At 35.1% G+C, this 13,783-nt stretch carries 13 protein-coding genes and 1 pseudogene; 4 read left to right on the top strand and 10 right to left on the bottom strand.

The annotated features are described in order from the left end of the window. Positions 1-8: 8 nt before the first annotated feature. Positions 9-1,595 carry a sensor histidine kinase gene (locus TYM08_RS03100; protein WP_422381509.1) on the bottom strand — a complete coding sequence of 529 codons (1,587 nt, stop codon included), beginning with the start codon at positions 1,593-1,595 and terminating at the stop codon, positions 9-11. A gap of 209 nt (positions 1,596-1,804) precedes the next feature. Here TYM08_RS03100 and TYM08_RS03095 point away from each other — a divergent pair, with 209 nt between their 5' ends. Beyond that, positions 1,805-2,983 (top strand): ATP-binding protein, encoded by a 1,179-nt coding sequence (locus TYM08_RS03095; protein WP_422381508.1) that lies wholly within the window; start codon positions 1,805-1,807, stop codon positions 2,981-2,983. A gap of 62 nt (positions 2,984-3,045) precedes the next feature. On the opposite strand, the pseudogene TYM08_RS03090 reads toward TYM08_RS03095, so the two are convergent. Further along, positions 3,046-4,013 (bottom strand): annotated as a pseudogene (locus TYM08_RS03090) (IS30 family transposase). A 158-nt stretch (positions 4,014-4,171) separates the two neighbouring features. Between TYM08_RS03090 and TYM08_RS03085 the strand changes: the two are divergent. Beyond that, positions 4,172-4,975, top strand: coding sequence for a TatD family hydrolase (locus tag TYM08_RS03085; RefSeq protein ID WP_422381507.1), 804 nt, complete (start codon positions 4,172-4,174; stop codon positions 4,973-4,975). 35 nt (positions 4,976-5,010) lie between these two features. Here the strand turns inward: TYM08_RS03085 and TYM08_RS03080 are convergent, their stop codons facing one another. The 4 genes from TYM08_RS03080 to TYM08_RS03065 form a co-directional block, all read right to left on the bottom strand. Further along, on the bottom strand, positions 5,011-5,847 hold the full coding sequence (locus TYM08_RS03080) for a 3'(2'),5'-bisphosphate nucleotidase CysQ family protein (protein WP_422381506.1): 837 nt from the start codon (positions 5,845-5,847) through the stop codon (positions 5,011-5,013). Between the two features lie 22 nt (positions 5,848-5,869). Beyond that, on the bottom strand, positions 5,870-6,556 hold the full coding sequence (locus tag TYM08_RS03075) for a hypothetical protein (RefSeq protein ID WP_422381505.1): 687 nt from the start codon (positions 6,554-6,556) through the stop codon (positions 5,870-5,872). A gap of 326 nt (positions 6,557-6,882) precedes the next feature. Further along, entirely contained in the window at positions 6,883-7,116 is a 234-nt protein-coding gene (locus TYM08_RS03070; RefSeq protein WP_422381504.1) for a zf-HC2 domain-containing protein, read from the bottom strand. Then, positions 7,110-7,727, bottom strand: coding sequence for an RNA polymerase sigma factor (locus TYM08_RS03065; RefSeq protein WP_422381503.1), 618 nt, complete (start codon positions 7,725-7,727; stop codon positions 7,110-7,112). The genes TYM08_RS03070 and TYM08_RS03065 overlap by 7 nt, the downstream gene beginning before the upstream one ends. A gap of 198 nt (positions 7,728-7,925) precedes the next feature. On the opposite strand from TYM08_RS03065, the gene clpB reads away from it, so the two are divergent. Then, positions 7,926-10,499, top strand: coding sequence for an ATP-dependent chaperone ClpB (gene clpB / locus TYM08_RS03060; RefSeq protein ID WP_422381502.1), 2,574 nt, complete (start codon positions 7,926-7,928; stop codon positions 10,497-10,499). Positions 10,500-10,501: 2 nt separating this feature from the next. Next, positions 10,502-11,431, top strand: a complete 930-nt coding sequence (locus TYM08_RS03055) for a sigma-54 interaction domain-containing protein (protein WP_422381501.1) — start codon at positions 10,502-10,504, stop codon at positions 11,429-11,431. Positions 11,432-11,457: 26 nt separating this feature from the next. Here TYM08_RS03055 and TYM08_RS03050 read toward each other — a convergent pair whose 3' ends face one another. The 4 genes from TYM08_RS03050 to TYM08_RS03035 form a co-directional block, all read right to left on the bottom strand. Then, a complete protein-coding gene (locus tag TYM08_RS03050; protein ID WP_422381500.1) occupies positions 11,458-11,730 on the bottom strand; it encodes a hypothetical protein in 273 nt (90 codons plus the stop codon). A gap of 66 nt (positions 11,731-11,796) precedes the next feature. Next, positions 11,797-12,564, bottom strand: a complete 768-nt coding sequence (locus TYM08_RS03045; RefSeq protein WP_422381499.1) for a YceH family protein — start codon at positions 12,562-12,564, stop codon at positions 11,797-11,799. Further along, complete coding sequence (locus tag TYM08_RS03040) at positions 12,554-13,450, bottom strand: LysR family transcriptional regulator (RefSeq protein WP_422381498.1); 897 nt, start codon at positions 13,448-13,450, stop codon at positions 12,554-12,556. The genes TYM08_RS03045 and TYM08_RS03040 overlap by 11 nt, the downstream gene beginning before the upstream one ends. An 11-nt stretch (positions 13,451-13,461) precedes the next feature. Next, a complete protein-coding gene (locus TYM08_RS03035) occupies positions 13,462-13,749 on the bottom strand; it encodes a PA4642 family protein (RefSeq protein WP_422381497.1) in 288 nt (95 codons plus the stop codon). Positions 13,750-13,783: the final 34 nt, after the last annotated feature.

Genomic DNA, 13,783 nt, shown 5'->3' with positions numbered 1-13,783 from the left:
CAACCAAACTATTCAGATTTATTTGGAAGCTCGATAATAATTTCAATTCCAACAGGGCAAATTTTTGCATAAATATTGCCATCAACACTTAACAAAAGCTGTTGAGCCACCGACAGTCCCAAACCCACACTTTTGTGCTCGTTTTTGTCGGTACTAAATGGGTCAAAAATTCGGTTAATATCCTCATTTTTTATACCACTTGCATGATCTCTAATTGAAATCATGACTTGCCCACCTTCATCTTTAATATTCACATCAACGATACGATCGTCAATACTGCTACAATCTTTTTCGTAAGCTTCAAATGAATTCTTGAAAACATTATTTAATACTGTATCGATTACTACTTTTTTACTTTTAATTCTAAACAGGGAATCTCTTGGGATATTCAAGTTAATCACTAACAGGTCTTTATATTTTTCAGAAATAATATTTAACACACTAATAATATAAATATCGCAATACTCTTCTGAAATACAGTAATTAATTGGCTCTAATGCAGTAATAATATTTTTAATTCGTTTTAAACCTTCTTGAGAGTCATTTAAGATATCTGCCCAATCATCTTTTAGAATTAAAAGAGATTTTTTAAACGATTCATCCACACTTTTCTCATCAATACTTTGTATAAGCGTCTCTTGCTTGAGTAAATAAGAAATATTAGCCATAACAAAACTATTGGGGTTATTAATTTCGTGTGCAAGCCCTGAAGTAAATTTGGATAGCATATTTATACGCTCAAAGGAGTGTACCTGTTTATGCATTTTACTTAATTCGAATATATTTTTTTGTAAATGTGAGGATTTTTCATCAAGTACTTTACGCAACTCACTTGAAATATTTTGTAACTTTTCATTATTTTCAATTACTGAAAACCATTGCGTTAATGTTTTACTAAAAATCCTCATTAATTCTTTTTGCATAACATATAGGGGTCTATGCAATAACATATTATCACAAGACAACCAGCCATAAGCGCCATCGTTTGTCCAAACAATGATGCTGATATGCCATCCATTACTTCCTATGCGCCCACTGGTTTCTAATTCTACATTTTTTCTGATACGAATAGTTTCATGGTTTTCTAACATATCTAATAACCAATCTTGCCCCTGCAAGGGTTTAACAAGATCAAAGTCTTCATATAGTTGCCCTTGTTCATCTGTTCCCCAGGTGCCATGCATATTTCCATTAGCATGATCAAATGTAAAAAACCCCGCTCGATCTACATCTAAATCATTTAGACACACCGAAACAGACTGTTTAAACAACTCTTTTCGTGAGTGACAAGCCATTAATGTATCATTAATTTTACTGATACTTTCTAATTTATTTTCTATAAAGCTAAAACTTTCTGACACGCACACGCTAAATCCAAGCTGACTTGGTTGTGGACGAATTAATTCTATATCTAATCCTTCGAACTGATAACCAAAAAAAGATAGCTTATTTTTAATAAAATCAATGACAAGCTGAGGTAACTCATCGCCAAAATGGTACCCACAACTACGTAATCGGTTGTCTTTAGACAGTATTTTTGTGATAACAAACTCAGTATCAAATTCGACCCAGCTATTTTTAGTACCGCTAGTCATTGTCAGAATCCAATTTTGATATTTTTTTATCAGTCATCAGTAGTGAGAAAATCGATCTATTCATAAATTCCAATATAAAATTTCTTGTCTGAAGCTTAGTAAAAATTTTCGATGTTTCCACAATTTCAACTTTTTTTACTAAAATTAGAAAACTGTAAAAACCCATCTATACTTTGAAATATTCATTAATATTCTAATTGGTTTTTACAATGTCAGAGCCTTTACCTTATGTCGCTATTATCGATGATTCACCATCTCAATTGCATTGTATTGAGGTTATTTTGGAAAAAAACTGTAATGTCATCACATTTAAACATGTTGATGACTTTTTAAGTCATGAAGATCTTGATACTTATGATTTAATTATTACGGATTATATAATGCCAGATAAAAATGGCATGTTTGTGTTAGAAGCCTGTAAGAACTACAAAACACCTATTATTGTTATGACTGGCTGTGACGACTTAGAAGTAGAAAAAAAATGTTTACTGGCAGGTGCAATTGACTTCATACGAAAACCATTTAGTCCAGAAACATTCAGACATAGAATTCTATTAAACCTCACTTTTATCGAACAAAAAAACCAAATTATTGATGCTCAAGAACATTTAATAGCTAACGAAAAAATGGCAGCATTAGGCCAACTTGCCGCAGGGGTTGCCCATGAAGTGAACAATCCGATGGGGTATATAAAAACGAATATGAACGCATTTTCTAAAAACTTGGACAAACTAGCGTCCTGTTTTAACGATATAGAAGAAACCCTTGGTTATAATGATGTTGATGAAAATGAAATGTTATTAAAACGTTTAAAAGAAGTGTATAAAATTCAATTTTTATTGGAGGATTTTAAGGAAATCATCGATGAATCTGATGAAGGGATTAAACGTGTCACTGACATTGTAAAAGATTTAAAATATTACGCATACAATCAAGAAGATAAATTCACAAGCCACGACATTGTGTATGTAATTAAAAGCGCATTAAATTTGGCAAACAGTGAAATTAAACATAAAGCCAATGTCATTTTAGATACCACAGAATCATGTTATATCGATTGCATTCCTAACCAACTTAGTCAGGTACTTATCAATTTATTAGTCAATGCGTGCCATGCAATTGAAAATTTTGGTGAAATTCATATTACCCAAACCTGTACGGATACTCTATGTAAAATAGAAGTAACCGATAATGGTTGTGGTATTGATCTAGACATTCAAGAGCAGATATTTAATCCCTTTTTTACTACTAAACCGATTGGTAAAGGCACGGGGTTAGGTATGGCAATTTCAAAAACGATCATTGAACATCATTTAGGTAAAATCACTTTAAGCTCCAAAAAAGGAGCTGGAACAACAATCAAAATTGAATTACCCCTTAGCCATTAATTTTAAAGCTAAAATCACGACTTTTTTCAATACGCGGATTCAAATCCGAAGTGCATCAAAATCTATGCAGCGAATGCTGCTTGATATTCATGCATTAAATCATATGGCGTTTCATAATTCAGTATTTTTCTTGGCCTTGTATTTATTTTTTTAATCGCACAATCTACCTCTTGCTGCTTAACAGTTTTAAAGTCAGTGAATTTTGGAAAATACTGGCGAATTAATCCATTTGTATTTTCATTCAACCCTCTTTCCCAGGAACTATATGGGTGCGCAAAATAAATTTCTGCGTTAAGTGCTTTACTAATTTCTTCATGTCCAGAAAACTCTTTTCCATTATCTGCTGTAATCGTGTGAACAAGGTCTTTGTAAGGTTCTAGTAGCCTAATTGTTGCCGCTGTTACATCTTTTGTACTTTTGCTTTTTACCTGTGCAGCGACTGTAAATTTTGTTTTACGCTCAACAATAGTAACTAATGCACCACTGTGTCCTTTTCCTATTATGGTATCAATCTCCCAGTCACCCACGCGGGATTTTAAATCAACAATGGATGGCCGATCATCAATACTGATTCGGTTTTTAATATGTCCTCGTGTTGATTTTCCATTACGGCGTTTATCATATTTTTTCCAACTCGACGAAGGTGTGTGTATAAATAACCACCTGCACGCTTATCTTTCCAAATATGAATATAGATGCTTTCGTGGCTGATGAGTGTCGCCTCATCTTTAAGAAGCCAATTTGAGATTTGTTCAGGGCTCCAATCCAATCTAATTTTAGTCTCTATAGTTAAGATCAATTCTTTAGTCATCTTTGTTGGTTTACAAGCATTTTTCCTTCGATTATCAGTCAATATCTGTGCTTGTTTGTACCGATAACCGCGTTCGCCTGTGTTGCGTTTAAGCTCTCGACTAATTGTGGATTGATTGACATTAATAATTTCTGCAATTTTTCTTTGTGAAAAATCACTTTTAATTAATGCGTAGATCTGGCATCTTTGTTCATAGGTTAGCTGTGGGTTTATACTCATAATCACTTCATCTCTTGCCGGAGAAAAAGATTATGAGCTTACCTTCAGCTGACCTCTTTTTCTACCTTGTTAGATGATGCACTTCGGATTTGAATCCGCGATATTTAATTTAATAGTAATTCAGTTATAATACGTTTTTTTGCAAACACAATAAAATCATGAGTAAATCTAACAAACCTATTCCGCGTTTTAATACCCCTATTATCGAGACACATTGCCATTTAGACTATTTAGAAATGGACACTATGGCAGATTCCTTAGACACAGCGTATGAAGTTGGTGTTGAAAAAATCGTCACTATTGCGGTCAGTAAGGCTAACTTAAGCAAAGTTGTTGAAATTTCAAAAGCCCATGAAAAAGTATACTGTACTCAAGGTATTCACCCCCACGACGCTAAAGATTTTGACCCAGAAGTTGAAGCCATTATTCGTAAAAATGCAGAATTTGAAAAAATGCTCGCGGTTGGCGAAATTGGTTTGGATTATTTTTATGATCATTGTGAACCAGATATACAAAAAGCGGCGTTTGCTAGACAGATGCAAATTGCCGATGATTTAGACTTGCCTGTTGTGATCCACACGCGTGAAGCATGCGACGATACAGCAGCAATATTAAGAAACTGTGAAAAAACCAATAAAAAACGTGGTGTGATTCATAGCTTTACTTCTAGTTTGAAATTAGCAGAATACTGTTTAAGTGAAGGGTATTTTTTAGGCTTTAATGGCATTGTGACGTTTAATTCTGCAGAGAATGTTCGCGAAGTATTAAGCATGACACCGCTGGATCAAATTGTATTAGAAACCGATGCGCCGTATTTAACACCGATTCCTTATCGTGGACGACCTAACCATCCTAAGTATTTACCGTTTATTGCACAAAAAATAGCAGACGTTAAAAATATTGATGTGGAAGAAGTGTTGCACCAGTGCTATTTGAACTCTGAGAAATTATTTTTTAAATAAAAAAAATACCCTCAATAAACATTGAGGGTATTTTTCTAAATAATTGTATTATCCAAAAGTGTGCTCATAATCACACCTTGCTCATTCATAAACGCCGATCCTTTTTTATTTAAATTCAGTGGCTGCCTATAAAAATCCGTCGCATTCAATTTCAATTCATTATAAATACAGGTCGCTGCTGCGTAATCCCAAATACTACCACCTCCTTCTGTTTTTTTAGGATATTTAACATAACACGCAGGTGCATGCTCAATACACCAAATGGCATTCATCACTGCGCCACCTTGTAGAATTTGTGGGACAATATTTTTATTTTTAAACTCAAGCTTGTCTTTTAAAATTTGATAATAATCAGTATTTACAAATGAATCGTCGTTAATCAAAGTTATATTTTTTTGATATTCAACTTTAATTTCATTTTCATTTTTAAATGCGCCCTGCTCAAAAGTAGCGTGATATAAATCTGATGAATTAGGATTAAACACCACACCAATAACGGGGACACCCTGTTTATTAATAAGTGCAATACTCACACAAAATCCAGCACGCTGTTTAATAAAAGATAAAGTGCCATCTAATGGATCGACACACCAAAAATAATCTTTTTTGAATCGACTTAAATCATCTTGTGACTCTTCCCCAAGCCAGCCTATATCAAATTGTAAAATTGAATCATTTAATGTTTGATATATAATTTCTTGACACTCTAAATCTATTTTTGTAAATACACTTGAAGCTAAACTTGTGGCCATTTCTTTGGTTTGAATATTTAACTCTTCGACACAGGAGGTTTGAATGATTTTTCCTGCTTTTAATGCAGCTTGTTTAGCAGTTTGCGTTAATGCTAATAATTGCTTAGAAGTTAATTGCATACTTTCTTACCTATTTTATAACTTATTTTAAAATCGTCGAAGTAGATATTTCTTTTATTACTTTTTTACTTAATTGTTCACTGAAGTCATTGATTTTCCAATGCCCTGGGCTCCAACCTTTTAAAAATCGATGAAAATCCACCCAAGCAAATTCAAACAACGGTCGCCATAATTGCTCAACCTCATTAAAATTAATGGATGATTGTTGTTGCGTCATCGCTTGACTTAACTCTTCGAAATATACACCAACCCACTTAAACGCACTTTGTTGACATTGAGATTCATTTAAACAACTTCCTAGAAAATAAGCTAAATCTTTGACACCCACACCACCGCCAGTATATTGAAAGTCGACTCCGGCCACTGTGTGATTAGTGGGGTTAAAACAAAAATTAGCCAGCTTTGCATCACCATGAACAATGCTTTGAATCGGACAGTTTGATAACTTGTCATCAATCAATTTGGCACCATTTTTTAAAGCCATATCATCCAAGGCTTCTAATTCATCGGGCCTTGTGGCTAAATGCCAATACGTACCTTTTGGCCACAAAAGATTAGGTGACACATTTAAATGTTTAGCATGAAAAAACGCGAGCCACGATATTATTTGTTTTATTTGATTATTATTTGCTTGATCCAATCTTTGCGTAAAACCAATTGCGTCTAAATCCTGCATCACAATGACACGTTCATCTACTCGATTAAACACACCTAAGCAGTTTGGTATCAAACAGTGTTGGGATTGAGCATTGTAAAATTCGTACCAGTTTGATTCGACTTGATAAGAGGTTAATTTTCGTTGATGAGAATTATCAGTATTCCATCCTTTTGGATGTGATGAAGCTTTAGGTAGGTGGATATGTTTAACAATAATGGTTTTATTAGATTGACCATCAAGTTCGAAACGCAGTATTTTACCATACCCGCTCCATAAAATTTGTAGACATTCTTTTTCTTTTATTTGATGTGTACCCGTTGCAGATACAATCGATTCAATTAAAAAGTTGATAATTCACTCCTGTGGCGCGAGTATGATTATTCTTTTTGATCTCGCTCAATTCTGTCCATAATATCATCGATTTTGCTTTTATCCACAGGGGCGAAGGACAATTTTCCCACTACAGATTTGGTTATGCGTATTTTCTTAACAAATCCGCGGCAATGTTTACACATTAATAAGTGAAATTTTATCCGAACTTTCCCTAATCCAGTTACGTTTCCATCGATATATTCACTTGTTTGTTCAGTTACTTGCTTACAATTTAGCATTCGCCAGTCTCTTGATAATGTTCAATATGTGAAAATACTTCAACACGTGCCCGATGCAGCAGCACTCTTACATTAGATTCACTTATGTCCAAAATATTACAAATTTCTGAATTATCTAAGTTTTGCATTTCTTTTAAGCTTAAAACAGCTCGGTGGGTTGGCTTTAAATAGCCAATAAATTTTTCGATGCATTTTTTCAATTGATCATGCCCCAATAGCGCTTCAGGGCTATCTTGCTCCCACTTTGAAGGGGGCGATTGCCAATGCCCTTTATCATCAAAACGGTCCATGAAATCATTATTTTCTTGGGTTTCGTATTTTGATTCTTTTTTAATTTTTGCCTTTGCTGCATTTGCTGCAATCGTACTTACCCATGTTTTTAAGGAAGATCGGAACTCAAATTTTGGCAAATTTCGATGAATTGATATCCAACTGTCTTGCACGGCGTCCTCAGCTAAATTTTCACCTACGATAGATCGCGCTACTATAATCATTATTGGGTAATATTGCTCGACTAATTTACGAAATCCCGCCTGTGAAGCCAACGCTAGTCGTACAGTCTCTCTATCTTCTGGATAAGATAGTGTCTGGGTCACTTCAAGTTCACTCATTTGATATCCACTGTTTTTAAACAAAATTTAAGTTCATTCATTCTATCGAGTATTGAATGGTTCTGCACATCACTTTTTTCTAACAGAAATGTAATATTTTATTTTTACTGATCTTGCTTTTAAATATAAACACCCCATTTATCAATTAGAAACCAAACAGTTATTAACCATTTATGCTGTATCCACTAAGAGGTCAACATGAGAATCGATAAATTAACAAATAAACTTCAACTAACTCTATCTGATGCACAATCTATCGCGCTGGGTAAAGATCACAATTTTATCGAGCCTATTCATTTATTAAGCGCCATGTTAAATGACAAACCCGGTATTTCTCCGTTGATTCAAAAAACAGGCGGACAACTATCAAAATTACAAGACAGCATAAAATCAGCCTTAGCTAATATGCCCACGGTCCAAGGACAAAATGACATTCATATGTCCAACGATTGTATACGTATAATGAATATGGCGGATAAATTATCACAAAAACGCAACGACCAATATATTTCCTGTGAATTGGTATTGTTAGCGATGACTGAAGATAAAGGTGAAGTGGGAAAATTATTAAAAGACGCCAATATAGACAGTAAAAGCCTAGAAAAGTCGATTTTGGATTTACGTGGTGGCGAAACTATTAATTCACAAAATGCTGAAGAATCGCGCCAAGCTCTAGACAAATATTGTATTGACTTAAATGAACGTGCTGAGCAAGGTAAATTAGACCCTGTCATTGGTCGTGACGATGAAATTCGTCGCACGATTCAAGTATTACAACGTCGCCGTAAAAATAATCCAGTATTAATTGGGGAGCCTGGTGTAGGTAAAACCGCTATAGTTGAAGGTTTGGCACAACGGATTGTAAATGGTGAAGTACCCGAGGGGTTAAAAAATAAACGAGTGCTTTCTTTAGATTTAGGTGCATTATTAGCAGGCGCTAAATTTCGTGGTGATTTTGAAGAACGCTTAAAATCCGTATTAAATGAACTTGCCAAACAAGAAGGTCAAATCATTTTATTTATTGATGAAATTCACACCATGGTAGGCGCAGGGAAATCCGAAGGGGCAATGGATGCAGGAAACATGTTAAAACCTGCACTCGCTCGTGGTGAATTACACTGTGTTGGTGCAACAACATTAGATGAGTATCGTCAATTTATTGAAAAAGATGGAGCGCTTGAGCGACGCTTTCAAAAAGTATTGGTTAGCGAACCAAACGAAGAAGCGACGATTGCAATTTTACGTGGATTAAAAGAACGCTATGAAATTCATCATGCTGTGGATATTTCTGACAGCGCCATTATTGCAGCAGTGAAATTATCACAACGTTATATTACAGAACGAAAATTACCCGATAAAGCCATTGATTTAATTGATGAAGCTGGTAGCCGAATTCGTATGGAAATTGATTCTAAACCCGAATCAATGGATAAACTTGAACGTAAATTAATTCAATACAAAATGGAAGCGCAGGCATTAAGTAAAGACAAAGATTTAGGCACTAAAAAAACATTAGTTAAATTAAAAGAAGATATCAAACTATTAGAAAAAGAATACGCCGATTTAGAAGAAATTTGGAACACTGAAAAAGCCGCATTACAAGGCAGCCAAGAAATTAAAGAACAACTTGAGCAAGCGCGCAAACAAATGGAAAGTGCTCGCCGAGCTGGTGATTTAAATAAAATGTCTGAATTACAGTATGGTTTGATTCCTGAACTTGAAAAGCAACTAGATCGCGCCAGCCAAGCAGAAATGCTAGACATGCAATTATTACACAACACCGTGACCGAGGAAGCGATTGCTAATATTGTGGCGAAATGGACAGGCATTCCTGTTGATAAAATGCTTGAAGGCGAACGAGAAAAATTATTAAAAATGGAAGGTGTGCTCACCCATCGTGTTGTGGGTCAAGCACAAGCTGTAAAAGCTGTGAGTAATGCAATTCGCAGAAGTCGTGCTGGTATTTCAGATCCAAATCGCCCTAATGGCTCATTCTTATTTTTAGGCCCAACGGGTGTCGGTAAAACTGAATTATGTAAAACTTTAGCGCATTTTTTATTCGATACAGAAGAGTCCATGGTGCGAATTGACATGTCTGAATTCATGGAAAAACACAGCGTTGCCAGACTGGTTGGGGCACCTCCAGGTTATGTAGGCTACGAAGAAGGTGGATACTTAACTGAAGCGGTTCGCCGTCGCCCATACTCGGTTTTATTATTAGATGAAATTGAAAAAGCACACCCAGATGTATTTAATATTTTATTACAAGTGCTAGATGATGGTCGCTTGACAGATGGTCAAGGTCGTACGGTTGATTTCAAAAACACAGTCATTGTCATGACATCTAATTTAGGCAGTGACATCATTCAAGAAATGAATACCGAAGGTAAAAATAATGTCGACACTAAAAAATCCGTAATGGAAATAGTTGGCAAACATTTTAGGCCTGAATTTATTAACCGTATTGATGAAGTGGTGTTATTTGATCCATTAGCTCAAGATCAAATTAAAGGCATTGCTAATATTCAAATCAGCATTATTGAGAAACGTTTATTGGAACAAGGCATTCATTTAGTATTGACCGATGCCGCGTTAGAGAAAATTTGTTTAGCTGGTTACGACCCCGTTTATGGCGCAAGACCATTAAAACGCGCTATTCAACAGTTGCTAGAAAATGAATTAGCAAACTTAATTTTAAGTGGCGATGTCGTAACTGAACAAACTGTTAGCATCGATAATATTAATGACACATTAACTTTTAGTATTTCTTAATTATGAAAAAAAATCCGAAACTTGTTCCTGAAAATTATTCCGGTTTATTAACGGTTTCTACTCAAATGAAACAGTTTGTACATAAAGTGGAGCGCGTCGCTAAAACGAATGCATCGATTTTAGTAAGAGGCAATACAGGAACAGGTAAGGATTTAATTGCAAGACACATACATAATATTAGCTTACGATCCAATCAAAGTTATAAAGCCATTAACTGTGCCACATTAACTGGCGAGTTAATGACTTCTGAATTATTTGGCCATGTAAAAGGTGCATATACTGGAGCAATTTCAGATCGTAAAGGTTTATTACAACTTACGGATAAAGGCACTTTATTTTTAGATGAAATAGCTGAAATGCCATTGGACATTCAAGCAAGATTATTGCGTGTATTACAAGATAAAGAATTTTCACCTGTAGGCTCTTCCCAAACGTTAAAAACAGATATTCGCTTGATTTCTGCTACACACGAATCATTACGCGCTTTAGTAGCACAAAAAAAATTTCGTGAAGATCTAATGTATCGCATACGAGTAATTCCTTTATTTTTACCCTCGTTAGTTGAAAGAACTGGTGATGTAGAAATGTTATTGTGGCATTTTATAGAAAAGCTCAATAACGAAAACCCTCGCAAAGTTATTGCCTTTGACGAAGACAGCTACGAAGTATTAATGAATTATGAGTGGCCTGGTAATGTAAGAGAATTACAAAATACATGTGAATATATGCATGCAATTGGTGAAGGCAGCACCGTCACAATCGATGATTTGCCTCAAGACTTATTCGAATTAGAATTTGAAGAAAATGACGAAAAAATGAAGTTAGCAAAATTGATGCAGAAATTTAATGGCAAGCGTAGTGATGTTGCCCTTGAAATGGGATGCTCCCGCGCCACTTTATGGCGAAAACTTAAACAACATCAATTAACTTAAGCTCATCACACTATACCACTACACCACTATACCACTGAGATAACCTGTTGATATAAATCCACCTGTTCAAAAGTTGCTCCTAGCTCTATAGATGGTGGGTGACTAAAAAACACGGGTGTAAAGATTTGAGCATGGGTAAGGCCTTGATCAAGTACAACTTCGTAATATTCATACAAGCTGCGCCAAGAATCAATTTTAGCAGGCTTATTTAAAATCACACTCACCTGCTTTTTTAACTGTAAAATAATTCGATGATTACCTGGAATCAACAACCAAGATTCAAATGTTTCGTTTGCCATGCAAAATACCTATATCAATCAAGGGATTAGCGTAACAAATTTATTCGGCTCTTCGTTTGATCCAGTTCAACTTTTTTCTTGATTGATGTTAGAGAATTGTAATTTTAATTTCTCGACTTCCATTTTTAATTGTTTAATTTCTGCGATCACATCAAATTCTTCATTACCAGCAGATACTAAGGCATCCGTTTTCGGTTTTTCAACGTAACTCTCTGTTGAGTCAGTTTGTGTGTGCGCAGTTAATTCGGTGCCTTGCACATTTGTATTTTCTGTATTTTCAATTTCTGTATTTTCGATTTCTGTATTTTCAATTGATAAGTCGACATTTAATGCTTGATCAAAAAAGTGCATCCATCTCGCATCCCGCTTACCATTTTCTCTAGGCAGTTCTTTCACAAATGGGCCTAATGCATGTTCAACCAAACTTTTTAATGTTTGTTCAACTTCCTCGTTTGATTGAAATTCAAACAAACGCTGGCATCGTGTTTTTAATTCACCTGCAGATTGATTCCCACGAAGTAACATCACGCAGACAACTGCGATTTGAGAGTCATTTAATTTTAATTCACCAAATTCTGTATTAAAAAAACGATGTTTGTATTTTACTGTTCTTGAACTGGATTCTTTAATTACAAAGTGCTTTTCTTGCAAACTTTGACAAATGCTTTGCACCACTTGATCACTAAAACTAGTAACAGGATCGCGGCTGCTTTTTTGATTGCATGCATTGGTTAATGCATTTAAGGATAATGGATAATACTCAGGAGTCGTAATGGATTTTTCAATCAACGCCCCTAATACTCTTGCTTGATTTGGTGTCATATTATATTTCATTTTTACCCTCCAAATACTCGATTATAAAACGATAGAAACCCATTACTCTAGCAGATCCTTTTAAATCTGGGTGAACCAGCACCCAAATTTGACTCATAGAGTTACCAGGTGAAATATGACTTAATTCGATTAAATTGGCGTCTTCGTAATCAGGCGCTTTTGGCAAATAACATAACCCTAAATTTTGTTCTGCCATGGAACGGCACAAGCCTAAATCGTTGGATCGATATACAAAACATTTTGCGGGTATTTTTTGATCAAATTCAGAACGCGCCTGAATATTCATATGCTTGCTTGGCCCAATCCATTGATGAGTGAAACACTCTTCCAATGTTTGAGGCTGTCCATGTTGTTTAAGATACTCAACCCCCCCGTATATCGCCCAAGAAAACTGCTGTACTTTATGTCCAATTAAATAATCTGGCGGGGTAGTGGTTGCACGTAAAGCAATATCAGCATCACCTCGACGCAAATCCACCTGTTCTAAAGAAGATATGAATTCAAATTGAACATCTGGATTGGATGTTTGAAATAGCTTCGATGCGGGGATGAGAATACTTTCAATCATGCTTGCTGGTGCAGTTACACTGATTTTACCTTTTAAACGATTATCCAAACCAGATAACTTTAAATGCATCATATCCAGTTGTTCTGCCATATTTTGAGTGTGTTTAAACACCACTTGGCCAGAATCGTTAAGTAAATATCCTTCTTTAGAGCGCAAAAATAATGGTTGACCTATTTTGTCTTCTAACAATTGAATGCGGCGAAACACAGTGGAGTGATTGACGTTCAATAACTTACTTGCTCCCAGCAAACTGCCTGTTTGCGCCACTGCTAAAAAATAACGCAGATCATCCCAATCAACAGACTGCTGGAAACTCATAAGATTCAAAGTTACGCAACTCGTGATTGAATAGCGTTTAAATAATCTTGAAACGCTTTATTAGGTATCATTAATTCGCTAATGGTTTGACCATCAACATTTTTAGCATTTAAGTTATATCCTTTAGCCAAAAATACATCTAAGAATTTTTCAAAATGTTCTAATGGCATTGATCGGTAGGCTTTTTCTAACATTACAAATTGCGCATCCGCTTCATCGTAGGTTTTGCATTCTAAATACGATTCAATTTGTGACTGGCTAAAAACTTCTTCTTCAACTCTGACTTTATCTTTTTTCATTTTATTCTCACTTAATATTTTCAAAATTTTTATG

The sequence above is a fragment of the Marinicellulosiphila megalodicopiae genome (genome assembly GCF_045862395.1).
Classification (GTDB): domain Bacteria; phylum Pseudomonadota; class Gammaproteobacteria; order Pseudomonadales; family Natronospirillaceae; genus Marinicellulosiphila; species Marinicellulosiphila megalodicopiae.
The sequence above is the reverse complement of the archived record's forward strand: the minus strand, read 5'-3'. Positions and strand labels throughout refer to the sequence as shown.